At 62.9% G+C, this 26,317-nt stretch carries 27 protein-coding genes and 1 tRNA gene; 13 read left to right on the forward strand and 15 right to left on the reverse strand.

Annotated features, from left to right (window positions below; genetic code table 11):
- Window positions 1-3: 3 nt before the first annotated feature.
- Together V1289_RS48190 and V1289_RS48195 are read right to left on the reverse strand one after the other, a co-directional pair.
- Window positions 4-819: an FTR1 family iron permease gene (locus V1289_RS48190; protein ID WP_334406851.1), complete on the reverse strand. Its 816-nt coding sequence runs from the start codon at window positions 817-819 to the stop codon at window positions 4-6.
- A 152-nt stretch (window positions 820-971) separates the two neighbouring features.
- Window positions 972-2,063, reverse strand: coding sequence for a COX15/CtaA family protein (locus tag V1289_RS48195; protein ID WP_334406853.1), 1,092 nt, complete (start codon window positions 2,061-2,063; stop codon window positions 972-974).
- A 98-nt stretch (window positions 2,064-2,161) separates the two neighbouring features.
- Here V1289_RS48195 and V1289_RS48200 point away from each other — a divergent pair, with 98 nt between their 5' ends.
- On the forward strand, window positions 2,162-2,368 hold the full coding sequence (locus V1289_RS48200; protein WP_309177330.1) for a DUF2842 domain-containing protein: 207 nt from the start codon (window positions 2,162-2,164) through the stop codon (window positions 2,366-2,368).
- Here V1289_RS48200 and V1289_RS48205 read toward each other — a convergent pair.
- A complete protein-coding gene (locus tag V1289_RS48205; RefSeq protein ID WP_334406856.1) occupies window positions 2,365-3,417 on the reverse strand; it encodes a polysaccharide deacetylase family protein in 1,053 nt (350 codons plus the stop codon). The two genes, V1289_RS48200 and V1289_RS48205, sit on opposite strands and share 4 nt — an antisense overlap.
- 130 nt (window positions 3,418-3,547) lie before the next feature.
- On the opposite strand from V1289_RS48205, the gene V1289_RS48210 reads away from it, so the two are divergent.
- Entirely contained in the window at window positions 3,548-4,744 is a 1,197-nt protein-coding gene (locus V1289_RS48210) for a GNAT family N-acetyltransferase (protein ID WP_334406858.1), read from the forward strand.
- 1,374 nt (window positions 4,745-6,118) lie between these two features.
- On the opposite strand, the gene V1289_RS48215 is transcribed toward V1289_RS48210, so the two are convergent.
- Both V1289_RS48215 and V1289_RS48220 read right to left on the reverse strand, forming a co-directional pair.
- Window positions 6,119-6,337, reverse strand: coding sequence for a hypothetical protein (locus tag V1289_RS48215; protein ID WP_334406860.1), 219 nt, complete (start codon window positions 6,335-6,337; stop codon window positions 6,119-6,121).
- A gap of 148 nt (window positions 6,338-6,485) precedes the next feature.
- The gene (locus V1289_RS48220; RefSeq protein WP_334406862.1) at window positions 6,486-8,786 is read right to left on the reverse strand and encodes a GumC family protein; all 2,301 of its coding nucleotides are present in this window, start codon (window positions 8,784-8,786) and stop codon (window positions 6,486-6,488) included.
- A 179-nt stretch (window positions 8,787-8,965) separates the two neighbouring features.
- Here V1289_RS48220 and V1289_RS48225 point away from each other — a divergent pair, with 179 nt between their 5' ends.
- From V1289_RS48225 to V1289_RS48240, 4 genes are all read left to right on the forward strand, one after another.
- Window positions 8,966-9,616, forward strand: a complete 651-nt coding sequence (locus V1289_RS48225; protein WP_334406864.1) for a polysaccharide biosynthesis/export family protein — start codon at window positions 8,966-8,968, stop codon at window positions 9,614-9,616.
- A 2-nt stretch (window positions 9,617-9,618) separates the two neighbouring features.
- Complete coding sequence (locus V1289_RS48230) at window positions 9,619-10,752, forward strand: glycosyltransferase family 4 protein (RefSeq protein ID WP_334406865.1); 1,134 nt, start codon at window positions 9,619-9,621, stop codon at window positions 10,750-10,752.
- 140 nt (window positions 10,753-10,892) lie between these two features.
- Window positions 10,893-12,407, forward strand: coding sequence for an undecaprenyl-phosphate glucose phosphotransferase (locus tag V1289_RS48235; protein WP_334406867.1), 1,515 nt, complete (start codon window positions 10,893-10,895; stop codon window positions 12,405-12,407).
- A 51-nt stretch (window positions 12,408-12,458) separates the two neighbouring features.
- Entirely contained in the window at window positions 12,459-13,727 is a 1,269-nt protein-coding gene (locus V1289_RS48240) for an O-antigen ligase family protein (protein WP_334406869.1), read from the forward strand.
- A gap of 39 nt (window positions 13,728-13,766) precedes the next feature.
- On the opposite strand, the gene V1289_RS48245 is transcribed toward V1289_RS48240, so the two are convergent.
- The 4 genes from V1289_RS48245 to V1289_RS48260 form a co-directional block, all read right to left on the reverse strand.
- Window positions 13,767-14,951, reverse strand: a complete 1,185-nt coding sequence (locus V1289_RS48245; RefSeq protein ID WP_334406871.1) for a saccharopine dehydrogenase family protein — start codon at window positions 14,949-14,951, stop codon at window positions 13,767-13,769.
- A 37-nt stretch (window positions 14,952-14,988) separates the two neighbouring features.
- Window positions 14,989-16,176, reverse strand: coding sequence for a saccharopine dehydrogenase family protein (locus V1289_RS48250; RefSeq protein ID WP_334406872.1), 1,188 nt, complete (start codon window positions 16,174-16,176; stop codon window positions 14,989-14,991).
- A 126-nt stretch (window positions 16,177-16,302) separates the two neighbouring features.
- Entirely contained in the window at window positions 16,303-17,088 is a 786-nt protein-coding gene (locus V1289_RS48255) for a DUF169 domain-containing protein (protein ID WP_334406873.1), read from the reverse strand.
- A gap of 77 nt (window positions 17,089-17,165) precedes the next feature.
- Window positions 17,166-17,969 (reverse strand): YdcF family protein, encoded by an 804-nt coding sequence (locus V1289_RS48260; protein WP_334406874.1) that lies wholly within the window; start codon window positions 17,967-17,969, stop codon window positions 17,166-17,168.
- Window positions 17,970-18,181: 212 nt separating this feature from the next.
- Between V1289_RS48260 and V1289_RS48265 the strand changes: the two genes are divergently transcribed.
- Window positions 18,182-19,123, forward strand: a complete 942-nt coding sequence (locus V1289_RS48265; RefSeq protein ID WP_334406876.1) for an acetamidase/formamidase family protein — start codon at window positions 18,182-18,184, stop codon at window positions 19,121-19,123.
- Between the two features lie 103 nt (window positions 19,124-19,226).
- Here V1289_RS48265 and V1289_RS48270 read toward each other — a convergent pair whose 3' ends face one another.
- Window positions 19,227-20,189 carry an SDR family oxidoreductase gene (locus tag V1289_RS48270; protein WP_334406879.1) on the reverse strand — a complete coding sequence of 321 codons (963 nt, stop codon included), beginning with the start codon at window positions 20,187-20,189 and terminating at the stop codon, window positions 19,227-19,229.
- A gap of 476 nt (window positions 20,190-20,665) precedes the next feature.
- On the opposite strand from V1289_RS48270, the gene V1289_RS48275 reads away from it, so the two are divergent.
- Window positions 20,666-20,863, forward strand: a complete 198-nt coding sequence (locus tag V1289_RS48275; protein WP_334406881.1) for a hypothetical protein — start codon at window positions 20,666-20,668, stop codon at window positions 20,861-20,863.
- A gap of 120 nt (window positions 20,864-20,983) precedes the next feature.
- Here the strand turns inward: V1289_RS48275 and V1289_RS48280 are convergent, their stop codons facing one another.
- Entirely contained in the window at window positions 20,984-22,666 is a 1,683-nt protein-coding gene (locus tag V1289_RS48280) for an O-linked N-acetylglucosamine transferase, SPINDLY family protein (protein ID WP_334406883.1), read from the reverse strand.
- A 267-nt stretch (window positions 22,667-22,933) separates the two neighbouring features.
- Here V1289_RS48280 and V1289_RS48285 point away from each other — a divergent pair, with 267 nt between their 5' ends.
- Window positions 22,934-23,122, forward strand: coding sequence for a type VI secretion system tube protein Hcp (locus V1289_RS48285; protein ID WP_334406885.1), 189 nt, complete (start codon window positions 22,934-22,936; stop codon window positions 23,120-23,122).
- A 112-nt stretch (window positions 23,123-23,234) separates the two neighbouring features.
- On the opposite strand, the gene V1289_RS48290 is transcribed toward V1289_RS48285, so the two are convergent.
- Together V1289_RS48290 and V1289_RS48295 are read right to left on the reverse strand one after the other, a co-directional pair.
- Window positions 23,235-23,429 (reverse strand): hypothetical protein, encoded by a 195-nt coding sequence (locus tag V1289_RS48290; protein ID WP_334406887.1) that lies wholly within the window; start codon window positions 23,427-23,429, stop codon window positions 23,235-23,237.
- Between the two features lie 59 nt (window positions 23,430-23,488).
- Entirely contained in the window at window positions 23,489-23,677 is a 189-nt protein-coding gene (locus V1289_RS48295) for a type VI secretion system tube protein Hcp (RefSeq protein ID WP_334406889.1), read from the reverse strand.
- A 470-nt stretch (window positions 23,678-24,147) separates the two neighbouring features.
- Here V1289_RS48295 and V1289_RS48300 point away from each other — a divergent pair, with 470 nt between their 5' ends.
- The 4 genes from V1289_RS48300 to V1289_RS48315 all read left to right on the forward strand — a co-directional run bounded on the left by V1289_RS48300 (window position 24,148) and on the right by V1289_RS48315 (window position 25,578).
- Window positions 24,148-24,396 carry a GlsB/YeaQ/YmgE family stress response membrane protein gene (locus tag V1289_RS48300; RefSeq protein ID WP_442896154.1) on the forward strand — a complete coding sequence of 83 codons (249 nt, stop codon included), beginning with the start codon at window positions 24,148-24,150 and terminating at the stop codon, window positions 24,394-24,396.
- A gap of 188 nt (window positions 24,397-24,584) precedes the next feature.
- Complete coding sequence (locus V1289_RS48305) at window positions 24,585-24,827, forward strand: hypothetical protein (RefSeq protein WP_334406893.1); 243 nt, start codon at window positions 24,585-24,587, stop codon at window positions 24,825-24,827.
- A gap of 15 nt (window positions 24,828-24,842) precedes the next feature.
- Window positions 24,843-24,974 (forward strand): hypothetical protein, encoded by a 132-nt coding sequence (locus V1289_RS48310; RefSeq protein ID WP_334406895.1) that lies wholly within the window; start codon window positions 24,843-24,845, stop codon window positions 24,972-24,974.
- 436 nt (window positions 24,975-25,410) lie between these two features.
- On the forward strand, window positions 25,411-25,578 hold the full coding sequence (locus V1289_RS48315; RefSeq protein ID WP_334406896.1) for a hypothetical protein: 168 nt from the start codon (window positions 25,411-25,413) through the stop codon (window positions 25,576-25,578).
- Window positions 25,579-25,683: 105 nt separating this feature from the next.
- On the opposite strand, the gene V1289_RS50125 is transcribed toward V1289_RS48315, so the two are convergent.
- Entirely contained in the window at window positions 25,684-25,851 is a 168-nt protein-coding gene (locus V1289_RS50125) for a TM2 domain-containing protein (protein WP_442896237.1), read from the reverse strand.
- 345 nt (window positions 25,852-26,196) lie between these two features.
- Window positions 26,197-26,274: transfer RNA gene (locus V1289_RS48320), tRNA-Pro, on the reverse strand.
- Between the last annotated feature and the right edge of the window lie 43 nt (window positions 26,275-26,317).

Consider the following 26,317-nt stretch of genomic DNA (forward strand, 5'->3'; position numbering starts at 1 on the left):
GTATTAGGGTTTCGCCGTCCGCACCGCTCCCTTGTCCGCGCGCGCCAGCCGGTTGTTGCGCTGGATCACCGAATAGGTTGCGAGCGCAAACACGATGACCAGTAGCTGCGCCGACAACGCCTCCAGCGTCGGGTTGAGCCCGAGTGCGCCGAGCCAGGACACGCCCTTGAGTTCGGTGAACGGCAGCATCGCCTGCTCCTGGAATTCCTGCACGGCTTCGCCGATGAATTTGATCGCCATCGCGAACAGGAACGCGGAGGTGATGATGAACAGCGGGCGCAGCGGAATCTTCCGGGCGATCAGGTTGATGAAATAGAACAACACGACGAGCCCAAGCGTCGCCGAACCGAGGCCCGCGAACAGGCCGGCGCTCCAGCCGCCTTCCGTCGTCGCCAGTGCATTGATGAACAGGACGGTTTCGGCGCCTTCGCGGAATACGGCAAGGAAGGCCAGCGCGCCGACCGCCCACACTGTGTCCTGCGCCAGCGCGCTGTCGGCCTTGTGCGCGAGATAATCCTGCCAGCCGCGTGGATCCTGCTTCACCATCAGCCAGCCGCTGACATAGAGCATCAGGGCCGCGGCGACGAGAATGATGACGCCTTCGAGCACGTCGCTGTGCTCGCCCGAATTCAGCACCGCGAACAGCCAGGCGGCGACGATGCTGGCGCCGACCGCGGCGAGCGCGCCGCCATACAGCGCCTGAATGCGATGACCGGCGCCGGCCTTGGTCAGATAGCCCGCAAGGGCTGCGATCACCAGCATGGCTTCCAGCCCCTCGCGGAGCAGGATGACGGCGGATTGGATGAATGCTGACGACATGAGCGAACCCGTTATTTGCGTTCGTTCTATGCCTCCGATGCTTCAAGTAAAGCAGCCCTGCGCCACACAAACGCGTCAACCGATCGCGCCGCGACAAAAGCCCTGCAATACGGGGACTTCTGCCGATTGCGACAGATTAGAATAGTTCGATTTCAGCCGGGCTGCCCGACCGGCAAAACCAGCTTTGGCTGACCGGTCTCGACCCGGCGCGACGCCAGCCGTTCGGCCTGGAACACCGCGAGCGTCAGCACCACGATCGCAACGGCCTGGTGGGTCAATGCGAGATCGATCGGCACCTGGTTGAGCAGCGTGAGGATGCCGAGCACAGCCTGCAGTGTGATCGCCAGAAGCAACGACCAGGCGCCGCCGATCACCGCGGAGCCGGCGCGTGAACGAACCGCGTCGAATACGTGCAGCGCCGCCAGCGCCAGCAACGCATAGGCGGTCATGCGATGTTCGAACTGCACCGTCAGCGTATTGTCGAACAGATTGCGCCACCAAGGCTGCTCGAACCACAGCCGCGCCGCCGACGGAATGAACGCGCCGTCGATATCGGGCCAGGTGTTGTAGACCCTGCCCGCACGCAAGCCCGCCACCAGCGCGCCGAAATAGAGCTGCACGAAGGTCAGCGCCAGCAGGATCATGCTGGTGATTTTCAGCCGTGACGGCGCCGTAAACTGTGTTCGCTCTTTCAACCGCCGCAGCGTCCAGACGATGGCGGCAAAGATCAGCAGCGCCAGCACCAGATGCGTCGCCAGCCGATATTGCGAAACCTCGACCCGCGCTGAAAGCCCCGAGGCCACCATCCACCAGCCGACCGCACCCTGCAGCGCGCCGAGCCCGAAGATCAGCCACAGCCGCCGCTTCAGCTCAGGCCCCATCATGCCGCGCCACAGGAAGAACAGGAACGGCAGCAGATAGACCGCGCCGATCACGCGCCCGAGCAGCCGGTGGCTCCATTCCCACCAGAAGATCGTCTTGAACTCGGCCAGATTCATTCCGGCATTGAGTTCGCGATATTGCGGAATGGTCTTGTAGGCTTCGAACGCCTGCGTCCATTGCGCCTCGGTCAGCGGCGGCAGCGCGCCGGTGACCGGTTTCCACTCGACGATCGACAATCCGGATTCCGTCAGCCGCGTGGCGCCGCCGACCAGCACCATGATCGCGATCAGGGCGGCGACCGAAAACAGCCACCACCGGATGGCGCGGTTTTGCGGGGCCTGCTGTGCGGAATTACCGGTCATGGAAGCCGTTTCTGGAACCCGTGCTTGATTGAATTGACGCGCCCCTTATAGTCCGCCCCTTCCTGCGCGCAACTAGCCGAAAGCTTCACAAATCCGCCATGACGATACGCACCCGCAAATTGTTCGGAACCATCGCTCTGCTGATGCTGGTCGTGGTGTGGTCGCTGATGGGGATGACGGTCGCGCAGACGCCATGGCTTGCCAATTCCGGCCTGCTGCAGGCCATCTTTTATGTCGTAGCCGGACTTGGCTGGGTGCTGCCGGCGATGCCGATCATCAGCTGGATGTCGCGGCCGGACGTCTAGGTCGGGGCGCGCCCGGCTGGCCTCTCCGGCGCGAAAAATGCGCCGGAGAGCATCACGCGCATCATGCGCAGCGAGCGCTGCCGCCCGTCCCAGGCAAGGCGCGGCAGCGCGTGCAGGTTGCCGCGCCCCTGCGCCTGCACCACACCCGAAATCACCGTTGCGGCGCTGATAAAACCGATCTCCTTGGCCATCGTCGCATGCGCCCGGCGCCAGGATTCGCGGTCGCCAAAGGGATAGGCGAAATGGTGGATGCCGCGACGAAAGGCGGCCTCGGCGACCGCCTTGCCCATCGCCATCTCGCGCTGGGCGTCGACATCCCGCAAGTTCGCCAGCACCGGATAGTTCACCGTCGCACCTCCGATCGTCACATTCGGATCGGCGGCGAGTTTTGCCAGATCGTCCCAGTCCATCGATGCGCTGCGTGACAGCGCCGTCAGGTCGACGGCGTACCGCTTGCAGAGATCGTTGATCGCGAATGAAAGATCCGGCGGCGTCAGCGTCCGCATCCAGCTTGCGAGAAATTCGTAGACTTCGATTTTCTCCGGCGTACTGCGGATCGTGAAGCGGCGTTCCCTGCGGTCGATCACCAGGCTCAGGCGGTCTTCGCGCCCGATCATGTCCTCAAGCGCTTGCCACCAGGCCTCCCCAACCCCGTCCGGAAACGCGGTCGGCAGGTAGACGGTGAAGGGCACGCCGTGCCGGGACAACACTGGATAGGCCGATGCCATCACATCCTTGTAGCCGCCATCGAAGGTCAGGCTGACAAACCGCTTCGGCTGCGGCAGCGTGACCGCCCGCCGACATACCTCGTCCATCGGGACGATATCGAACTTCCAGCGCTTCAGCGCCCGGATCGTGCGATCGAGAAATTCCGGCGTGATCTCCCGGGATTTTAGCGGCTGAAACCGAACCGAACGGCGTGGCCGCACGCGCTCGAACCGCAGCACGACACCGGCGCCGCCGGCCCGCCGCTGCTTCAGCCGCGCGAAGCCGCTGAAATAAGCGAGCTCCATCCGCGCCCGCTGCAAAAACCGGTTATCCGATGCCAACGTCCCGTCCCTGATTCCGGCCGCGCGCGCCCCGCCGCGACTGCATTGTTATTACTCTTTGTTGACATTTCCCTGCGAAGGTCGCGCCCAAGCCGAAAATTGTAAACAATTTTATATAGCGGGTGTTGCGATGACCATGGCTGCCGCGATCGAAGGCCAGACGGCGGAAGCAACGGCATGGTCGAAGCCGAACCGCATCGCCAGCATCGACATCATCCACGATCTCGCCGCCGCGGAAGCGATCTGGCGCGGCATGGAAAGCCCCGGGCAATCCTTCACACCGTATCAGCGCTTTGACTTCGTCGCCGCATGGCAGCGCGAGGTCGGCGCGCGCGAAGGTCTCGTCCCCTTCATCGTGATTGCATTCAACGCGGAGCGCCGGCCGCTGCTGCTGTTGCCGCTGGCGCTCCGGCATGCCTATGGCGTGCGCAGCGCCGGCTTCATGGGCGGCAAGCACTCGACCTTCAACATGGCGTTGTGGGACAAGGATTTCGCCGCGAACGCCACCCCGGCCGATCTCGATGCCTTGATCACGGCCTTGGCGGAACGCTCCGAAACCGACGTGCTCGCGCTGCATCAGCAACCCCTGCGCTGGCGCGATCTGCCGAACCCGCTGGCGCTGCTGCCAAACCAACCCTCCGCCAACGACTGCCCGCTGCTGACGATGGAACCCGGCGCAACGCCCGCAACGCTGGTCAGCAACTCGTTCCGCCGCCGCCTGAAGGGCAAGGAGCGCAAGCTGCAGCCGCTGCCCGGCTATCGCTATCACGTTGCGACCGAAGACGCCGAGATCACGCGGCTGCTGGACTGGTTCTTCCGCGTCAAGCCGTTGCGGATGGCCGAACAGAAGCTGCCCAACGTGTTCGCCGACCCCGGCGTCGAGGATTTCATCCGCAACGCCTGCATGATGCGGCTCGCCAACGGCGGCCGGGCGATCCATATCCACGCGCTCGATTGCGACGAAGAGGTGATCGCGATCTTCGCCGGCGTCGCCGACGGTCATCGCTTTTCGATGATGTTCAACACCTACACGATGTCGGGCAATTCGAAATACAGCCCCGGCCTGATCCTGATGCGCGACATCATCGATCACTTCGCCGCCCAGGATTATCGCGCCTTCGATCTCGGCATTGGCTCGGACGAATACAAGCGGCTGTTCTGCAAGAGCGACGAGCCGATCTTCGACAGTTTCATTCCCCTGAGCCCACGCGGCAAGATGGCCGCCGCCGCAATGTCGGGCCTCAACCGCACCAAGCGCATGGTGAAGCATAATCCGGCGCTGCTGGAGATGGCGCAAAAGCTGCGCAGCGCGTTTCGCTCGCATTAGATCGGCGCGTCGCCCTAGCACTGTCTCCCGTCATCCCCGGACGAACGCACTTGCGTTCGCTCGGAAGGTGCGCTCGGCGGTGCAAGTGCACCGCAAGGCTCGCACCTCAGGATGACGGATAGTACGGACCTCATCCTGAGGAGCTTGCGAAGCAAGCGTCTCGAAGGATGGACGCAACAACGGACTCGCGGCCATCCTTCGAGACGCGGCGAAGACGCCGCTCCTCAGGATGAGGTCCGAGATAGCTTCACAACCTCTCAGGATGACGTCCCCGCAAACCTCTGATTCAATTTTCGAACAGCCCAGCCGTCATTGCGAGTTAATGGTTCGGCGCAAACGCGCGCCCGATGACAGGCTCCGCGAAGCAAATCCATCGCACCGCGGAAAAGAATAATGGATTGCTTCGTCGCTTCGCTCCTCGCAATGACGAACCCACACGCACGTTCAAGATCTCGCCGCGCAGTGCGCCCGAGTCGTGCAAGCTAACTTTCGCCCTTGGAAAATAGAGGGCGTGGGGAATGCCGGGTGCCCGATGCACCCGCAGCCCCTGTGCATTGGTAGTAAGCACAGGGTAGTCACCACGGTCGCACCGGCATTCCCGCACGCGAATGGTTTCTCCCCGGCGACGAATTCGTCTTGTCACCGTCATCGTCGGATTGACGGCATGTCCGCGCCCGGTTGGGTCGACATACCTCCGCCGATTTGACACCAGCAACGGGTGCCAGGACCACACGGTTTTGCCGTCCGCGTTAGCATCGTTCGTCTGCGCGCCGTTTGATCGCTCACGAGCCGAAGCCCGCCCTGCGAACACGATCGCGCCCGACGCTGCCGCGTCCACCGCATCCCATCCCAACGTATTTGACGATCCGGATACGCCCCTCGTTGAGGGATGAGACGGCGAAGTTTCTAGACCTGATTTGGGGTATTTGGAAACAGGAATATTTTCTCTGAAAGGACTGGACAGGGCAAATCACATTAAAACGGTTCGACAAATCGGCGTTTTCGAGCAACCGAGCTGCTGCCGGTTTGACGGTGCCGGCGCTAACTCAAAGGGCGGATTTTGCCCGACGGGCTATTGCGATCCGATGAATCCACCGATCGGAATGACGAGAACTACAGTTTAACGAACGCGCGACGATCATCCGATATGCGGCGCAGGATAAACATGATGCGCTCGCGTCAGCGGCATGGCGGATTACGCCTTCCGCCTTCGCTCGTTGAGCGAGGGCGGACGGGGTTGGCTCCAATCCGCCCTGAGCTCTGTTTCTGATTTACATACGCAGCCCCCCCCCCCCCCGCTGCGCCGGTTCCTCCGCGCGCGGGAACCACCCTCACGTCAACCACCCTCAGCGTATCGCGCGATGGTCAACGTACTTAGTACCCTGATTTGGCCTTTGCACTGCCAGTCGTTTTTTCGGTTGCCGTTCCACTCGACATGCCGGTCGTGGTGCCGGGCGCCATCTTCTTCTGCGCATGATGCATCTTGTGGGGATTGTGCATCTTGTCGGTCTTGTGGGTCGACACCGCGCCTGCGGCCGTCGGAGCGACGATGAGGCCAACCGCGACCGCTCCCGCCATGAGTGCTTTGAACATGACGAATCTCCTGTCAGTTTGCCCCAAAGAAAACCGGCGGATTGATAAAAAGTTCCTTTTGCGCACGCTCACTCGGCCGGAAAATGCTCCGCGTAGCGGATTGGAGGCGACCTCGTCCGCCCTACGGCTTGCGGTCTCTGCCGCGTTCTCAGGCCGCCACCACCCGCGGCCCCACTTCGACCGCGTCCATTGCCTGGCACGGCTCGCTCAGCATCGTCACTTCGGAGAAGCCGACCGCCCGGAGCTGATCGCACATCAGCGTGCGGGCCTCATCTGCCATCGATGCGTCAGGCACCACCACGGCGCGCGCCTGCGCGGTCAGCAGTTCCGCCGGCAGATCGGAGGCGGCGCCGGCATCCAGCAGCACATGGTCGTAGACCCTGAGCAGCGCGTCGATCGCCAGCATCAGGCGCGGCGACTGCAGCAGCGCGCGGTCGAAACCCGGACGGCCGGCGCTGACGAGATGGACCCGCGACAGCCGGTCCTTGGTGATGATCTGCGCGAACGAGGCTTCCCCCTGCATCAGTTCCGCAAGGCCCGGTGCATTCGGATCGGCCGACACCGCGGGGATCGTCAACGACGATGCCGCGAGATCGACCACCACGACCTTCATCCGGCGCGACATCAGGCGGGCCAGCGTCAGCGCGGTCAGCGTGATGCTCTCGCTCGCGGCGGCGCCGAGCACGGTCACCTTGTGCGCCGCCGCGCCGGCGTCGACGAGCGTCTCGGCCAATTGCTCGATTTCGCCGATGGCGGTCGCGACCTCGGCCTGCGGCTCGCGCAACGCGGGCTCCGGCGCGAATTCGTGCTCAGGTCCGGATTCGGGCTCGGGTCCGGATTCGGGCTCAAGCGCGGGTTCGGCGTCGGCTTCGACCGCCGGTGCAAGGACCGGCGTGCGCCGTGCCGCCGCGGACGGCGCGAATACGGCGACCGCGCGCGGCGCGGTCATGCGCAGCAACTCGCCGGTCACGATCGCGCCGGCCGAGAGCAGTAAGGTTGCCAGCGTCGCAATCAGCACGATCGGCAGCTTCTTCGGATAGGCCGGCGTGTTGGAGACGGTGGCGCGCGAGATGATGCGGCCATCGGCCGGCGCCGCCTCGATATTCTCGCGGGTATTGGCCTCGCGGTATTTCGCAAGATAGGATTCGAGGAGATCGCGCTGCGCCTTGGCTTCGCGCTCGAGCGCGCGCAGCTGAACATCCTGGCCGTTGTTCGAGGACGCCTGCTTCTTCAATTGATCGAGGCTGGCGCTCAGGCCCTCGACCCGGCCGCTGGCGATGCGTGAATCATTGTCCAGCGAGCGGGAGACCTTGCCCGCCTCCTCGCGAATCTGGCGATCGATGTCGGCAAGCTGGGCCTTCAATTCCTTGATGCGCGGATGGCCGTCGAGCAAGGTCGAGGACTGCTCGGCCAGCTGCGCCCGCAGCGTCACCCGCTGGTCGGACAGCCGCCGGATCACTTCGGAATTGAGCACTTCGGAAGCCTCGATCGGCTTGCCGCTCTGGAGCATTTCCTTGATCAGGCGCGCCTTGGACTCCGCGTCCGACTTCAGCGCGCGGGCGTTGTTCAATTGCGTGTTCAGCTCGCCCATCTGCTGGTTGGAGAGCGTGGTGTTGTTGGTGCCGACGAACAGGCTCGACTTCGAGCGGAAATCCTCGACGCGCGATTCGGCGTCGGCGACCTTCTTGCGCAGGCTCTCGATCTCGCCCGCCAGCCACTGGCTGGCGGATTTGGCCTGCGCCTGCCGCGCACCCTGCTGCAGCACCAGATAGCCCTCGGCGATCGAGTCGGCGACACGCGCCGCAAGTTCGGGGTCGCGCGACTGGAATTCGACGACGACGACGCGCGACTTGTCGACCGCATACGCCGTGAAGCGGTCGTAATAGGCGTCGAGCACGCGCTCTTCCGGCGTCAGCGAGAACGGATCGCGCCCGATTCCGAACAGCGCCAGCAGCGACCGCAGCGGTGAAAGGCCCTGCAGCACCGGATCGAATTCCGGCCGTTCGGCAAGCTTGTTCTTCCTGATGATCTCGCGGGCGAGATCGCGCGACTGCAGCAACTGCACCTGACTCGTCACCGCCTCGGCGTCGAGCGCATTCCGTTCCTCGCTGCGCTCGCCGTTCGGCCGCAGGAACACGTTCTCGCGGCCATCGATCAGGATGCGCACTTCCGATTTGTAGCGGGGGGAGACCATATTGACGGCGGCGATCGACAGCACGGCGGCGAGCACCGTCGGGACGATGATCCAGCTCCGCCTGCGCATCAGCGCCTGACCGAGCGCGTGCAAATCCAGATCGCCGGACTCCGGCGTTGCGACCGGCTTTGCGACAACCGGTTCGGAGGCAACGGGCTTGGAGGCAACGGGCTTGGAGGCAACGGGCGCAGGCTTCGAAATCACCCGCTGCACCACCGCCCTGTACTTGCCCGTACGCCAGAACGCTAAACGCATCGCACACTCCCGCGAACGCAACCAATCAGCTTGAACCGGGCCGATTACACTCCATTAAGGTTGCCGCTGGGTTAATCCGGGCATTTTGCGAGCGGAAGCATGGCCACCGAAGGCCGCGGTCATGTTTTGTTAACCATGAAAGCCCTTAATCGCGCCGATACTTTTTCGGGATTCTCGTAATGCGAGGCGTGCTCGCCCCTTTTTCATGTCTGGCCGCTGCGCTCGTTCTGTCGGGCTGCATGGGCCGGACCGCGCCGGTGGCGGTAGCCCCTCAAAGCAGCCTCGACACCATCGCCTACGGTCAATCCTACGCGGCAGCGCCCGCCCCGATTCCCGTGGCCTATGCCGAACCCGCCCCGGTTCGGTATGACGCGGCCTATCATCTCGACGCCGGCGACAAGCTGCGCGTCATGGTCTACGGCCAGGAAGGCCTCACCAATACCTACGCCATCGATGCCGGCGGCGCGATCACGATGCCGCTGATCGGGCCGGTGCCGGCGCGGGGACGGACGCCGGCGGGGCTCGCTGCCGAGATTGCAGCCAAACTGCGCCGCGGCTTTATCCGGGATCCGTCGGTCGCGGTGGAGATCGAGGCCTATCGGCCGTTCTTCATCCTCGGCGAAGTTGCCGCACCCGGCCAATATCCCTATGTGCCCAACATGACGGTTGAGAGTGCGGTGGCGATCGCCGGCGGCTTCTCGCCGCGGGCGCGGCGCGACAGCGTCACGCTGACGCATACCGACGAGTCCGGAACCGGGCGCTTTGTGGTGCCGCCCGGCACGCCCCTCAGCCCCGGCGACACCGTGCTCGTCGGCGAACGCTGGTTCTGATCATGCCTTTGGTCGAAGGTCAGCCGCTTCGTATCCTGCACGCGACGCGCGCCCCGGTTGGCGGCATCTTCCGCCATATCCTGGATCTCGCCAACGGTCAGGCCGCCCGTGGCCATCACGTCGGCATCATCGCCGACAGCCTCACCGGCGGCGAACGCGCCGAGCAGGCGCTGGCGGAGATCGCGCCGCGCCTCAAGCTCGGCGTTCATCGCGTTGCGATCCGCCGCGAACTGGTGCCTGCCGACGCGCTGGTATGGGCGCGTTTCCTGCGCCTGACCCGGCGCCTGAAACCGGATGTATTGCATGGTCATGGTGCCAAGGCCGGCGCCTTCCTGCGCCTGAAAACCCCCGCAAAGGACACGATCCGGGTCTATACGCCGCACGGCGGTTCGCTGCATTACCCGCTGACCACGTTCAAGGGCGTGCTCTACAGCCGTCTCGAACGCACGCTGATGAATTCGACCGACCTGTTCCTGTTCGAAAGCGCGTTCGCGCGCAACACCTATCAGCGCACCATCGGTGTTCCAAAAGGGCTGGTGCGCTGCGTGTTCAACGGCGTCACCGCCGACGAGTTCGATCCGGCCGTGAAGGCCGCCGACGCCACCGACGTGGTCTATGTCGGCGAATTCAGGCACATCAAGGGGGCCGACCTCTTGATCGACGCGGTGGCGCGGCTGCGCGCCGACGGCCGGCCGGTGACGCTGACGCTGGCCGGTGACGGCGAGGAAAGCGCCGGTCTGAAAGCCCAGGTGCAGCGGCTCGGTCTTGGCGAGGCGGTGCGGTTCATCGGGCACGTCAAGGCGCGCTACGGCTTTTCCAAGGGCTCGCTGCTGGTGGTTCCCTCCCGCGGCGATTCCATGCCCTATGTCGTGATCGAGGCGGCGGCGGCCGGAATTCCGATGGTGGCCGCCAATGTCGGCGGCATCCCGGAGATTTTCGATACCCACACCGACGCGCTGTTCGCGCCCAACATCGCGGCTGCAATGGCCGACGCCATCGAGAGCGCGCTCGAGGATCCGGCCGCCGCCCAGGAACGGGCCAGGTCGCTGCGCGAGCGAATCTTCCTGCATTTCTCGCAGAAGGCGATGGTCGAAGGCGTCTTGGCCGGTTACCGCGACGCGTTTGCCAGTCGTTAACCGTTCTTTACCAACGTAACTGTTTCTTCCGATTTGTCCCTTAATGCGAGAGGCGGGGAATTCCGCCTCGGCAGGCACGTCCCTATGTGTCGCTGCAAGAACGGGACGTGGACAAATTGGAACCGATTAACGCTCGCTCGATGTTGGACGCTGCGGCCGCCGCGACGGCCGATCGCCCGCAGGTCGAACGCCGCCGCCGGCTGACGCCGGCCGCCCTCGCCGTCACCAACCAGAAAGTACGCGGCGCCTATTCGCCGATCGTGATCGCGGGCGCCGTGCGCCTTGCCGACTTCATCCTGCTCAGCCTGATCGGCGTCGCGCTCTATTTTTGCTATGTGTCGCGGCTGGCGGGCTTTCACTGGGAATATGTCGCGGCGATTTTCGCCATGGCCGCAACCGCGGTGATCTGCTTTCAGGCCGCCGATATCTACGAAGTCCAGGTGTTTCGCGGCAATCTCCTGCAGATGGCGCGGATGGTTTCGTCCTGGGCCTTCGTGTTCCTGCTGTTCATCGGCGCATCCTTCATCGTCAAGCTCGGCAGCGAGATTTCGCGGCTCTGGCTCTCGACGTTTTTCTTCGCTGGCTTAGCGGCGTTGATCGCCGAACGCGTGTTCCTGCGGGCGATGGTGCGCGGCTGGGCCCGTCAGGGCCGTCTCGACCGCCGCACCATCGTGGTCGGCGCCGACCAGAGCGGCGAGCAGCTGGTCCAGGCGCTGAAGACCCAGGACGATTCCGATATCGACGTGCTCGGCGTGTTCGACGACCGCAACGATGATCGCGCGCTCGACACCTGCGCCGGCAGCCCAAAACTCGGCAAGGTCGACGACATCGTCGAATTCGCCCGCCGCACCCGCGTCGACCTCGTCTTGTTCGCGCTGCCGATTTCGGCGGAGACGCGGATCCTCGAAATGCTGAAGAAGCTGTGGGTGCTGCCGGTGGATATCCGGCTTTCCGCCCACACCAACAAGCTGCGCTTCCGTCCCCGCTCCTATTCCTATCTCGGCGAGGTGCCTACCCTCGACGTGTTCGAGGCGCCGATCACCGACTGGGACCTGGTGATGAAATGGCTGTTCGACCATGTCGTCGGCGCGCTGGTGCTGCTCGTGGCGCTTCCGGTGATGGGACTGATCGCGCTCGCGATCAAGCTCGACAGCTCGGGCCCGGTGCTGTTCCGCCAGAAACGGTTCGGCTTCAACAACGAGCGCATCGACGTCTTCAAGTTCCGCTCGCTGTACCATCACCAGGCCGATCCGACGGCCTCGAAGGTCGTGACCAAGGACGATCCCCGCGTCACCCGTGTCGGACGTTTCATCCGCAAGACCAGCCTCGACGAACTGCCGCAACTCTTTAACGTCGTGTTCAAGAGCAATCTGTCGCTGGTCGGTCCCCGCCCGCACGCCGTGCAGGGCAAATTGCAGAGCCGGCTGTTCGACGAAGCGGTCGACGGTTATTTCGCGCGTCACCGCGTCAAGCCCGGCATTACCGGCTGGGCGCAGATCAATGGCTGGCGCGGCGAAGTCGACACCGACGAGAAGATCCAGAAGCGCGTCGAGTTCGATCTCAATTATATCGAGAACTGGTCGGTGCTGTTCGATCTTTTCATTCTGCTCAAGACGCCGCTGGCGCTGATGATGAAGAACGAGAACGCCTACTGATATCTACAGGATTTGCGTACGGGTTGCGTTGCGTAATTTTACGAGTGTGTGATGGCGTATGCGGCGACAGCGGGGAGTTCGCTTCCATCGATGACGGCCGCGCCCGGCGTGCTCGCCTTGCAGCGCGCGCTGGTCTGGCTGGTCGGTGCATCCGGCGCCATCGTCTTCATCGAACCGAGCCCCTATGAGCTGGTGACGCTCACCGCCTCCGTGATCTTCTTCGCCACCGGCCTGCGGATGCGGCTGGTGTTCGTGCCGGTGCTTCTGCTGCTGTTCCTGCTCAATGTCGGCTACACCATCAGCGCGGTTGCGGTGATGGACCGGCCCAATGTCGGCAACTGGATCGCGACCTCCTGGTACATGGCGGTCACCGTGATGTTTTTCGCGATGGTCGTCTCCGAGGATACCGCGGCGCGGCTCGATATGCTCAGACGCGGCCTGGTCGTTGGCGCGATGATTGCGTCGGCGGCGGCGCTCGTCGGCTATTTCAATCTCGTCCCCGGCGGGCACGGCCTGTTCACGCTCTACGAACGCGCCAGCGGCACCTTCAAGGATCCGAACGTGCTCGGCGCGTTCCTGATCCTTCCCGCCTTGTTCGCCCTGCAAAGCGTCGTCTCGGACAAATTCCGCAAGTCGTTCCGCAACGCGCTGGCGCTCGGCGTCATGTCGCTGGCGATCCTGCTGGCGTTTTCGCGGGCGGCCTGGGGCGGCCTCGTGCTGACCTCGGCCTTCATGCTGGCGCTGATGGTCTTGACCAGCCGCTCGCAGGCGCAACGCTCGCGCATCATCGTGATGGCGATCGTCGCCGTCATTCTCGCCGCCGCGCTGATCGCGGTGCTGCTGTCGTTCGATTCCATCGCCGACATGTTCAAGCAGCGTGCGAGCTTCGACCAGAGCTACGACGAGGGCCGCTTCGGCCGCTTCGGCCGCCATATCCTCGGCGCCGACATGGCGCTCGATCTGCCGTTCGGGATCGGGCCGCTGCAGTTCCACAACTACTTCCCCGAAGACACGCACAATTCCTATCTGAACGCGTTCATGTCCGGCGGCTGGCTGTCCGGCGTCTGCTATCCGGCGCTGGTGTTCGTCACCGCGATGACCGGGTTTCGCTACATCTTCGTGCCGCTGCCCTGGCAGCGCACTTATCTCGCGATCTTCGCGGCCTATCTCGGCACGGTCGGCGAAAGCTTCATCATCGATACCGACCACTGGCGGCATTTCTGGATGATGCTGGGCACGATGTGGGGCCTGTTCGTCGCCGCCGAGCGCTACAAGGTCACTAGCGATCACACGTTCAGGGAGCCGTTGCAGGCTTCCTAGACGGCGCGTTGCCCGCAAGCGGGGCGAGGTAGGAAAGCGTTACTTCTCTACCGTGAACGTCAGCCCGGCGTTGTCGACCAGACGTTTGATCAGCTTGTGCCCCATCGCGGCGCCGGGCGTCCAGATTCCCGCAGGAACGTCCGGCGTGTCGCGCAGCAGGCAGATGGCACATTCCGAGATCATCTTGCAGGTCGAGCCATAGCCGGGATCGCGATCGCCCTTGACTGCCGCGCGCGCCTGCTTCCCATCGGGAGCGAAGGCGACGAACAGCAGATCGTACATGCCGCTCTCGCGCTCCTGCTTCGAAGGACCCTCGCCCGGCTTCGGTCCGCTGGATGGCCCCATCTTCTCGGCATTGATGGCGGCCGTAACGCGCCTGGCGGTCTCTTCGCCCTTCTCGCCGGGGCCCGTCAGCATCATCTCGTCGTAGACGAAATCCCGGCCGTAGGGAAAGCCCATCAAGACGTTGGAGCGGTGCACGTTGCGGGTATTGATGGTCGACATCGGAAACGGCGCGGTCCAGGAATCCAGTTCCTGATCCAACAGCGGCCGGTTGCCCGGCGGCTGCTTCGGGCCCTCAAAGCCAGGTGTCAGCGCGAACGGATTCCGCAACAGCGCCACCAGGCTGAGATCACGCGCCGTCGCCACGAAGCTCGCCTTCATGCTCGCTGCCGTGCCACCGGAGTGCTTCAAGTCCATGGCACGGACGCGGCCCTTGACGCGGCTGGCCGGAGCGCCGAACATTTTCTTCGCCTCCTCCTGCACACAGAACACGCCGAGCTCGAACGGCAGCGAGTCGAAACCGCAGGAGAATACGATGCGCGCACCGGTCGATTTCGCCGTCGCCTCGTGCTTCTCGATCATCTCGCGCATCCACAAAGGCTCGCCGCAGAGATCGAAATAGTCCGTTCCCGACGCCACACAGGCCGCAAGCAGGTCGGTGCCGTAGAGCTGATACGGACCGACGGTCGAGATCACCGATTTGGTCTGACCGACCATCGCCTTCAGCGAGGCGGGGTCGCCAGCGTCGGCGACGATCAAGGGGGTATCCGCCGGCGCGCCGATCGCATCGCGCACCGAGGCGAGCTTGTCCTTGCTGCGTCCGGCCATCGCCCATTTCAGATTGGCGTCGCCCTCGTATTGCGTGGCGAGATATTCGGCGACGAGTTGGCCGGTAAAGCCGGTGGCGCCATAGACGACGATGTCGAATTTCGGCGAATACATACTCTGATTTCTTAAAAGAAGACGCTCGAAAATAGAGCTACTTTTCGACGGAGAACGTCAGCCCGGCGTGGTCGGCGAGGCGCTTGATCAGCTTGTGCCCCATCGCGGCGCCGGGCGTCCAAAATCCCGCGGCAACATCCGGCGTGTCGCGCAGCAGGCAGATCGCGCATTCCGAGATCATCTTCGAGGTCGAGCCATAGCCGGGATCGCGATCGCCCTTGACTACCGCACGCGCCTGCTTCCCATCGGGAGCGATGGCGACGAACAAGAGATCGTACATGCCGTTCTCGCGCTCTGCTTTCGAAGGCCCCTCGCCGGGCTTCGGTCCGTCCGACGATGCGCCGATCCGCTCGGCGTTGACGGCCGCAACGACGCGCTTGGCGTTGGCTTCGCCCTGCTCTCCCGCACCGGTCAGGACCATTTCGTCATAAACGAAGTCTTTGCCGTACGGAAAATTCATCAGCATGTTGGAGCGATGCACGTTGCGGGTGTTGATGCTCGCCATCACGAAGGGCGTCGTCCACTGGCCCATATCCTCGTCCAGCGCCGGTTTGTTGGCTCGTGGCTGCTTCGGGCCTTCGAATCCGGGCGTCAGCACGAAATGATTCTGGAACATCGCAACCAGGCTCAGGTCTTTCGCCGCCGCCGCGAAACTCGCCCTGGCGCTCGCCGCGGTGCCGCCGGAGAATGTTCCCTTCATGGCGCGGACGCGGCCTTTGACGCGGTTGACCGGCGCGCCGAAAACCTTCTTCGCTTCCTCCTGCGCACAGAACACGCCGAGTTCAAAGGGAATCGAGTCGAAACCGCAGGAAAACACGATTCGCGCGCCGGTCGATTTCGCCGTCGCCTCGTGTGCATCAATCATCTGGCGCATCCAGACCGGCTCGCCGCTGAGGTCGAAATAATCGACCCCCGCCGCCGCACAGGCCGCAACCAGATCGGAGCCATAGAGCTGATACGGGCCGACGGTCGTGATCACCGATTTGGTCTGTGCCACCATGGCCTTTAGCGAGGCGGGATCGCTGGCATCGGCAACGATCAGGGGCGTATCCGCGGGCGCGCCGATCGCATCGCGCACGGTGGCGAGCTTGTCCTTGCTGCGGCCGGCCATTGCCCATTTCAGATTGGCGTCGCCCGTGTAATGCGCGGCGAGATATTCGGCGACGAGCTGGCCGGTAAAACCGCTGGCGCCATAGACGACGATGTCGAATTTCGACGAATACATACGTTGATTTCCCTTAAGACTCGTCATTGCGAGGAGCGTTGCCACGAAGCAATCCATACCTTCTTTGCGGCATCATGGATTGCTTCGCTTCGCTCGCAATGACGGTTTCCGCTCCATTTCGCAAGGCTATTTCTTGGCGTAGGAAACGCCCATGCCGGCGCGGACGTCGGCCTGAATGCCGTAGGGCGCGATCGGATAGCGCAGACCGTTTTTGGCAAGCTGTTTCATGCCGCCGATGGCCTTGGCGAGATGCGCCGGCTGCAGCGCCATCAGCATCTCTTCATCGGGCACGCCGCCATAACGGCGCTCGGCGAAGCACGGCAGCGACAGCGAGGGCTCGCCGGTCTTGAGCGCCCGTCCCCATGAATCGGCGCAGGCGGTCTCACCGACCACGCCCCATTCGAACTTCTTGTAGCCGGTATATTGCAGGCCGTTGATCAAGATGATCATCTGGCCCGGCGTCGCGTAGACCAGACAAATATCGGGCGGGTTGAGCCGGCCGCTTACGAGCGGACTGACCGCCATCGCCTGGTACCGGCCATAGGGCACGACGTCGAGCGCCTCCTGGCGCTTACGCGCATCCTCGGCGGTGCCATGCCAGACGCCGACATAGTTTTCGCCGGCAAGCCATTTGTCGTCCTGGGGGCTGAGGCCGATCACCGCGCGGCATTGCGCGCCGACGAGATCGTCGCCGGTGATGCCGACGGTCCAGCCCAGCCGCGATGCCATGCTGACGATCTGATCGGTGGTATGAACGGCGGTCGGACGCCTGATCTTCGGGATCGCCGCCATCTCCTCCACGGCTGCGAACATCTTGATGCCGATCACGGTGGTCTTCAGCCGCAGCAAGGCATTCAGGTCGTCCACCATACCGGACAAATCGAATTGTTCCGGCGGCGATTGCTGTTGCATGGCGTAAACTCCCAAATCGGCGAAACCTTGCGCGCCTGTTTGCGGCAATTCTAGCCGCATTGACGATCGGTTGCGACCTACTTCAGGGCCGGTCCCGGCAGCAAATCGTCGATCTTGCCGGTGGCCCGGTAGGCAATCAGGCCCATCCATTCGCGCACCGCGAGGTCCGTTCGTCCCAGTCCGTCAACGGCCACGTCCGTAAACGCAAGGAGATCGCCGCGCCCGCCGACCCGCCAGTCGACCGGATAGGGCTCGACGGAAAATCCCGCTTTGCGAAACAGGCCGACCGATCGCGGCATGTGGTAGGCCGATGTCACCAGCAGCCAGCGCTCGCCCTCCTTCGGCGCAAGCAGCGCCTTGGAGAACTCGGCATTTTCAAGCGTGTTGCGCGAGCCCCGCTCCATGATCAGCCGCGACTTGGCAATGCCGAGGCTTTCGAAGATAGCGCCGGCGTAGTCGGCTTCCCTTGCATCGTTGGAAATCAGGTTCGGGCTGCCGCCGGAGAAAACCACCCGCGCATTCGGATAACGAAGCGCCAGCGCCGCCGCGCCTATAATGCGGTCAGGCGCGCCTCGCACTACCGCTGTGCCATGCGCGGCCGAGATATCCGCTTCGATCGATCCGCCGAGCACGATGATTCCATCCGGCGCGCCACGCGCCGCATCCCATGACGGAAAGCGCGCCTCCAGCGGGTAGAGCAGAACGTTTCCGAGCGGCGAATAGGCGCAGATCGCGAGCAGCACGAGCGCTGATATCGCAAGCTTGCGGCCCAGCGACGCAAAGCGCGTGGCCAGCAGGATCAGGCCTGCCAACCCAATGCCGATCAAAAAGTTCACCGGCAGCATCATGTGGCCGAGCGTCTTGGAGAGCACAAAAAACAAGGGAAATTCTCTTTTGAATGGACGCTGCGCCGAACCTCGGATTCACTGTCATACGCGGGCTTGACCCGCGTATCCATCTATCTTCACAAAAGGCTTGTTCAAAAAATGATGGATTGCCGGGAGCACTGACAAGTATACGCAGTCTGCGCAGGCAGACTACTATGCCCGGCAATGACAAATAGAAGACAATCACGCCGACAAGAAAGCTCCTCATGACACATCATCACCTGCATTCCAGCCCCGAAACCTGCCACTGGGGCTTTTTCGAAGCGAAATTGAAGCCTGTCCTGACCATCGCCAGCGGCGACGAAGTCACGGTCGATACCGTCAGCGGCGGGCCGGACGTACTGCCGGACAGAAGCAAATTCCATATTCCGCCCGAGCTTGCCGATATTCATGCCCGCAGCGAGCGGATGGTGCCCGGCCATATCCTGACCGGCCCCATTGCGATCGAAGGCGCCGAGCCCGGCGATGTGCTGGAAGTGGACATCCTCGACGTTCAGCTCAGGCAGGATTGGGGCTACAATTTGATCCGTCCGCTGGCCGGCACCCTGCCCGACGATTTCCACGAAACGCGGCTCCTGAACATTCCGCTCGACCGCGAGCGGATGGTCGGCCGGCTGCCATGGGGGCTCGATCTGCCGCTCGCACCGTTCTTCGGCGTGATGGGGGTTGCGCCGCCGCCCGCCTGGGGCCGCATCACCTCGCTGATCCCGCGCGCGATGGGCGGCAACCTCGACAACAAGGAGCTCGGCGCCGGCGCCAAATTGTATCTGCCGGTGTTCGTGCCGGGCGCGCTGTTTTCCTGCGGCGACGGCCACGGCGTGCAGGGCGATGGCGAAGTCTGCGTCACCGCGATCGAGACCGCGCTGCAGGGCCGCTTCAGGCTGACGCTGCGCAAGGACATCAGGCTCGACTATCCCCGTGCGGAAACGCAGACGCATTATTTGACGATGGCGATGGACCCCGACCTCGATCAATGCGTGGTGCGGTCGCTGCGCGACATGATCGCCCTGCTCGGCGAAAAGCGAAACCTGTCGCGCGAGGACGCCTACACGCTCTGCAGCCTGGCTGCGGATTTGCGGGTGACGCAGACCGTGAACGGGTCAAAGGGCATTCACTGCATGATCGCAAAGACGGTCGTGCACGGGTAGCTCCCAAACGTCATTCCGGGGCGATGCGCAGCATCGAACTTCGATGTGCAATTGCACATCGGAGTTCGCTCGCTTCGCTCCCGCCCCGGAACGACAGGGACCCTCATCCCAGCCGCCAGCCGACCTCCTCGGCAAAGCTCTGATAAAATTCCGGCGTGTAGGCTTTTTCCGGCGCCTGCCGCACGCGCTGGTCGAGCCGGTGGGCGTCGTCGCCGACCAGGATGCGCCAGCGTTCGGCCTTGACGCCGTCGAGGATGATTTTTGCCGCGGCCGCCGCCGTGGTTGGCGCCTCATCGTGGAATTTTTGCGCGCGGTCGAGCGCGATCTGCTGGATCTGGTCATCCGACATCGGAGCCACGTCGATGCCCATGCCCTTCAGCCGCTGGCGCGTCTGCACGATCTCGTTCGGCGTCAGCTGGTCGGAGCCGTTCTGCACCTTGCGCGAGTTGGAGACGATCGAGGTGCCGATATGGCCGGGCATCACCACCGAACATTTGATATGCGGCGCGTTGAGCCTGAGATCGTTCATCAGCGCTTCGGTAAAACCCTTCACCGCGAATTTGGCGGAACAATAGGCGGTGTGCGAGACGCCGAGGCCGACCGACGCCCAAAACCCGTTGACGCTGGAGGTGTTGACGATGTGGCCCTCGTCAGCCTTCACGAGCAGCGGCAGGAAGGTGCGGACGCCGAGATAGACGCCGCCCCAGCAGATGTTGAAGGTCCGCTCCCACTGCTCGCGCGTGTTGGTGAACAGGCTGCCGCCGCCGCCGATGCCGGCATTGTTGAACAGTAAATGGATCTTGTCGGTCGCCTGCTGCTCGATCAGCTCGTCGCGAAACCGCAAAAACTGGTCCTCGATGGAGACGTCGGCGACATGGGTGGTGATGCGCAGCCCCTGCGGCAGTCTTTCGACCTCGCACAACCGCTTGGTCTCGGCCATCGCCTCGGCGGAGACGTCGCACATCGCGACATTGCAGCCCTCGGCGACGAGCTGACGCGCCAGCTCGCGGCCCATTCCCGTACCGCCTCCGGTGATGACAGCAATCTTTCCGGCAAAATCCTTCATGGAGATCGCGGCTCCCTTCTCTTCTGTTGTTGGTTTTTCTGTCGTTGTTTTCGTGAGCCGCGCGCGGGGCCCGGGCGAAGTCTAGCATTCCGCCCCGGCCGGTAAAGCTCTTTGCCGTCACGGCATGACGGGTCACACGATGTCCGCGCCACGGAAAAACCGCGCGTTGCCCTGCTCCGCCACCTCGCTGCGATCTACATCCCCGACTTCATCATCCTCATGTGCGAGCCATGCATCATGTGCATCATCGCCATTTCGCATCCGCGCGTGCCGTCCCCGCGAGTTGGTCGCCACAGGTTCACCGGAACACTCGGCCTTCCCTGCGCGATGAATGTGGCGCAGCGCAGCATCGCGCAAACTCTGTGCCCAACATCACAGTTTTCGGGACGAGGCCGTGCCACCCATCAACCATCGGCGAGAGAGGAAAGGTTTTCGCCGGGCAACCCCACGGACCCGAAAACCCCAGGAGAGATACGATGCAATTCCAACCGCAGCGGAAGTCATCCAAGGCACTGAACACCACCGAAGCCGCCAACGAATTGACCCCGGAGGAGCTGGGCAAGGTCTCGGCAGGTGCATACAACGGGTTCCTGAAGTTTGGGGATATCAAAAAGCACCGACAAAGACCACAAGGACTGGGTGATGGTGACGGGTTTCTGAGTTATCAGAGCTGAACCTTGGGGCTCCGGCATTGCCCAAACCGCGGATACACATCATCCGCGGTCGTGGGTTTGTTGCCCGGCAAAAATGCCCGCAAAAATGCTCTTGGGCTCAATTCGAGGCTGCGCTGTCGCCTATGTGACGCCGGCCGCCGCCAGCTGGTAGAACGCCTCCATCGCGCGGCACATTCCGACGGAATCGCAGACCGGCGCGGCGCGCAGCCGGTCGCGCAGCTCTCCGCGCAAAGTTGCCAGCCGTGCCGGCGTTGCCGGGTCGGCGGCAAGCGCGATGGCGCGTTGCACGTAGCTCTCTGCGTCAGGCAGAACCCAATCCTGCAATCCGGCGGCCAGCAGCAACGAACGGCTGGTGCGGGCGGCCCAACGGTCACCGTTGAACGCCAGGACCGGCACGCCTTGCCACAGCGCCTCCGTCGTTGTCGTGCCGCCGTTGTACGGGAACGTATCAAGCGCGATGTCGATCCGGTCATAGGCGCGCAGGAAGTCGAAATGCTCCGCATGGCCTTCCAGCGTGACACGCGCCGCGTCCACGCCGTGGCGGGCCAGACGGTCGAGCAAGTCGGCGCGGGTGGAGGTATCCTCCAGCGCGCGGTTCTTGATGAAGAGTCCTGCGGCCGGCGCCCCTTTCAGGATGCGCGCCCAGGCACCAAGCACGGCATCGGTGAGCTTGTACTGCGAGCCGAGGCATCCGAAGGTGATGGCCCCATGGGTCAGTGACGGCAGCGGTGCGACCTCCGGAACCGGATAAAGTACCTCGAAGGCCAGATACGTGCTGGGCAGGCGGTGGATGCGCTCGACGTAGTACGGCTCCTCGCCTGGAGGGATAACCGCGCTATCGCCCACCAGCCAGTCGACGGCGGCGATGCCGGTGGTTGCGAACATATTGAACCAACCGACGATCACCGGCGCCGGGCGCCGCATCAGCAGCGGCAGGCGACCCTGGAAACTGTAACCGTTCAAATCGATCAGTACATCGATGCCCGCACCGGCGATGATCCGGTCCACCCGCTCGTTCGCGACCCCGCGGATGACATGGATATTGTCGTCCGGATGGTCGCGGTAGCCGTTATCGGCGGAAGGACGGCCACCATCGGAAAACATGTGCACTTCGAAGCGCGCGCGGTCATGACAATTGATCAGGGCCCAGACCGGCTTCATCCAGTTCCGCTCACCGAAAAAGGCCGAGAGATAGCCAATGCGGAGCTTTAGACCCTTGGCCGTCCGCACATTCCGGCGACGCGCAGACGAGGGAATCTTGTTTGCCTCGAGCGCCGCCCAGTCCTGCCGCGCGCGCAGTACAGCTGCATTGTCAGCCGCGCTACTGCCCGGGATGATGCAAGCGATGTTGCTTCGCGCGACCTCGGCCAACCCTGGAATCCCGGCGCGGGAAGCGCGTTGGAAATGATCGATGGCGGCATCCACATGTCCGAGTTGGTAAAGGGCCTCGGCAAGACTGTGGTTCGGGAGACCGGCATCAGGCTGCCGCACGACCGCGCGTTTCAGCGCCCGTGCAGCCGCGCCGTATTGCCGCCGCGCCAGATGCACACAACCGAGACCGTACCATGACTGCGTCGACGTTGCATCGAGCCGGAGTGCGACCTGATAGGCATCAACCGCCTCGTCGAGCCGTCCGGCCAGATGCAGCGCGTCCGAGTAGCGACCTGCAATACCGGCGTGCTCAGGAAAGCTGGCACGAGCCGCGCCGAGCAGCTCAAGCGCCTCGCCGCTCGCGCCGGACGCGAGCAGTGCCGTGGTGCGGGCAAAGATCGTATCCGGATCGGCGGGCGCGGGAGGCTGCATGGTTGGCTTCGCGGATGCAGTGCGGCGTCGCCGCACCGACGCATGGTCTTATACTGGATAGGTAGTCGTCCGGGTAGCGCCGTCCAAAAATCGACGTTCGCGAAATTCTTGGAGACGTTCGGTTGCCGACTTTTGCAACACGACCGGCACAAAACGGACATGGGCGTGCTGCGATGCGAGCGAAACCATTTTTCTCTCGCGTGAAGTCATCCTGAAACCGACCCGTGTTGCCATGCTGGGCCCTGCGACCAACAACGGGGTTCCGCCATGACCAAGATCAGGAAGCCAACCAGGAAAGCGAAGACCAGCGAGGTCACCACCGAATTGACCCAGGAGGAGTTGGACAAGGTCTCGGCAGGTGCCATCGACAGTTTTTTGAACTTTGGGGATATTAAGGGCGAAAGCACTGACAAGGATCACAAGGACTGGGTGACGATTTCGAAATTCAGCCGTTAGGGCGCAGCACTATTTGCGCCAGCATTGTGTTCCAGCAGCCTGCTATCGCCGCCCGCACACCTACGCTGGAGCGTGCGGTAGTCCGCTTGGGCGCCGTCCTCTCGGCCCAGTGCTACTCGGTGTAGGCCCACTTTAACTCCGTAAAGCTGAGCGTTAATGTCTCAGTTACGCCCTTGTCTCGGCCGGTCACCTTTTTATCGCCGCCGGTCACCTTCTCAAGGTCCTGATCGTCGAGGCCGCCACTGCCGTTCTTGATCTCAGGCTTCGCAGGTGATTTCTGCTCGAGCTTGTCCTGGTGCTTGCTCATCGATGTCTCCCTTGTGTTGTTAGTGCAGATCACGAAGCCCTGGCGGCTTCGCTGCTATCCTATAAAAAGAACTTGGGGCTTGCCGCGTCGATCCACTTCGTTATCTGGAAAGGATCGATTGTGACTTTGCCCGCGCCTGCGCCTGAGCTTTGTGAACCGCCGGTGACCTCAAAGAGTACGAATTCGGTCAGCTCCGCTGTCTGATGATCCCGTTCGCAGGATTCAGCCGGATTGATTGTGGTGGTCATTGTCGTTGCTCCCTTCGCTCAGGATTGGACTGGCGTTGACGACGGCAATCTAGCAGCGCGGTCGTCGGCGCCGCTGTGACTGGCGTCACAGTTCTTGCGCTGTTGCTGGGTCCGGATAGTTAGCGCGCCACGAGATATCTAACGGCGAGTCCACCGGCAGCCAGCCACCCGGGAAGCAGCGCAATGACGAGCGACGACATTGGCAAAGCGCTGTTCATCGATTCCCCCGGGCCGGACCCCCGCGCCACTTAGCCTGTCAGAGAGCCGATTGCGACCCGCGCGCAGGCTACGGCGGTGCGATCGACCCGACCGGAGCCAGCTACAGTTGACAACGCCACGGGAGCGGATCGTAATACTACTTTAGATAGATCAATGGTGCACGGCAGCGAAGGCGGCGGAATGCCGGGCGTTCCGGCTCCGATGATGGCGACCGCGAGATACCGCGGCGTGTTACAATGAGGAGGATGCTCATGATTGAATCGCTCATCATTTGGCTCATCATCGGCGCGGTCGCAGGCTGGCTCGCCGGGCTGATCGTCAAGGGCTATGGCCTCGGGCTGGTCGGCAATATCGTGGTCGGCATCATCGGCGCCATCATTGCCGGCTGGCTGTTGCCGATAATCGGGTTTGTTCTGGTCGGCGGCATCCTCGCGGCCATCGTCAACGCCGTCATCGGCGCCGTGATCCTGCTGATCATCATCGGCTTCTTCAAGAAATAGCGGCGGTCGCGCCGGGGAACGGATGCGGCCTGGCGGGAATGCCCGCCTGCCCGGCTCCGTGCACGCTTGCGCCTCGGGCAGCGCGGATCATTTCATAAAATGCTGCGGTTGCGTCGTGCCCACGCATGCGTTGCCATTTGGTCGCGGCGGGAGGATGCTGCCGGCCCGTGGGCACCAGGGAGAGCAGTATGAGCAAGGCAGGTCTCGACAATCGCCACCGCAACAAGGATGGCGAAATCAGCCACAAGCACGGCAACACCCTCGTCGGTACGCTGCGCAAGATCTACGGACCGGGCTTCGCAGCCGGTTATCCCCCAACCGAGAAACTGAGCGACGTTCTGGCCAACCTGAACGAGACCTCGCTGAGCCAGCTCCGTCGCGACCACGAGACGGGCCATCTCGCGCACAAGATCGCCCATGTCCCGACGTGAGGCCCCGTGACATCAATGGCCAAGCACCTGCTTTCGATAGACGATTTGCAGGCACGCGCGCTGGCGGAAATCCGGCAGCAACCCGGCTGCGAAAGGGTCAGCAAGATCGCAATCAATCGCGTCTGGGATAAAGCGGGCTGGAAATAACTGGTCGATGTGCGTGTTATCCGCGGGCGATGCCGATGCCAACACGGCCGCGCGTGCGGCGCTGAATGTGCAGCAGGCGTTGCGGCATGTGTATGATTTAATGGCGGATTAGCGAGGCAAAAATTCGCCCCTCCGGCAGCGGGATCGGTTCGGCAAAGTGGCTACACCAACGGCGCTCACGCCACTCCGCAGCGCTGGCTGTAGCGACAGCCCCGGCTATCAGCGGCGCCGGGACTGTCGCCAGAAGTGCCCTGGCGGCTTGGGGGCGGAATGCCAGGGCGAGATTCAGAGTCCTGCGCGGCCGGATGGTTCCAAATAACGGCCTTTGGGTCCGATACCAGACAGGCGAAACGTGAGGACCGTCACAGTGGGGCTTCCGTCATCAGTATAGATTGCGGTGACATAAGCGATAGTCGTTAGTCTGAGGATCAACAACTTGAGCCAGCATCAGTCTGAAAACGAGAATATCCCGCAGGAAGCCAGGGACCAAGCGAAGTCGATTGAATTGAACGATCACCAACTGGATCTGGTCGTGGGCGGCAAGCTGTACGAAGCCGCGTGCAAGGGCACTCACATACCCGAAGTAACGACAGAGCTTTTTTGACGAGCTTGATGCAGCAAAAACGGCGGAATAGGCCTTCGCTATTCCGCCCCACGCGATGAATGTCGAAGCTGCGACCAGTCAACGTATTGGCCGGGAATGCCGCCTTCAGCCATACTTGGCTTCGAAGGCCTGATCGCTCATGGTGAGATAGATAATGCCTTCGATGAACCCGATGATCGTCGGAATGAAGGTCCAGCAAAACAGCAGATAGAGTACCCCCTGACCTACGCGGCCCAGATAGAATTTGTGAATTCCCAGGCCTCCCAGCAGCAGGGCAAAGTTGCCGGACTCCGCATTTCGGACATATCTCCGCTCTCGCGCTGATAACCGATCCGCAGTCTGTGCAAAATTTTTCGTTGGGCCCCTTCACCGCTGGCATCGACATCCGCTTACCCCCGATTGCGCAACAAACTCTTTGCTCGCTCACTATACCGACGTTGATACGCGACCCAACAGGTTTTCGGCGGGACATGGCGCACGCCGTACGGGAATTTCGTGTGGCAGATTTCGCGATTTCCGCGTCGAGCCCGCAGCGGCTTAGCCACGGAGCCTCGCAACCAACGATCAGAATCGCATCGAGTAGGTCGGAATCACAGTAAAAGAAATCAATGAGTTAATTGGTCGGAGCGAGAGGATTTGAACCTCCGACCCCTAGTCTCCCAGACTAGTGCGCTAACCGGGCTGCGCCACGCTCCGATGCCGTTCCATTAGCTGCGATCAGGTCCCGGCGCAAGGCGCG

This window comes from Bradyrhizobium sp. AZCC 2289, assembly GCF_036924615.1.
Lineage (GTDB): Bacteria > Pseudomonadota > Alphaproteobacteria > Rhizobiales > Xanthobacteraceae > Bradyrhizobium.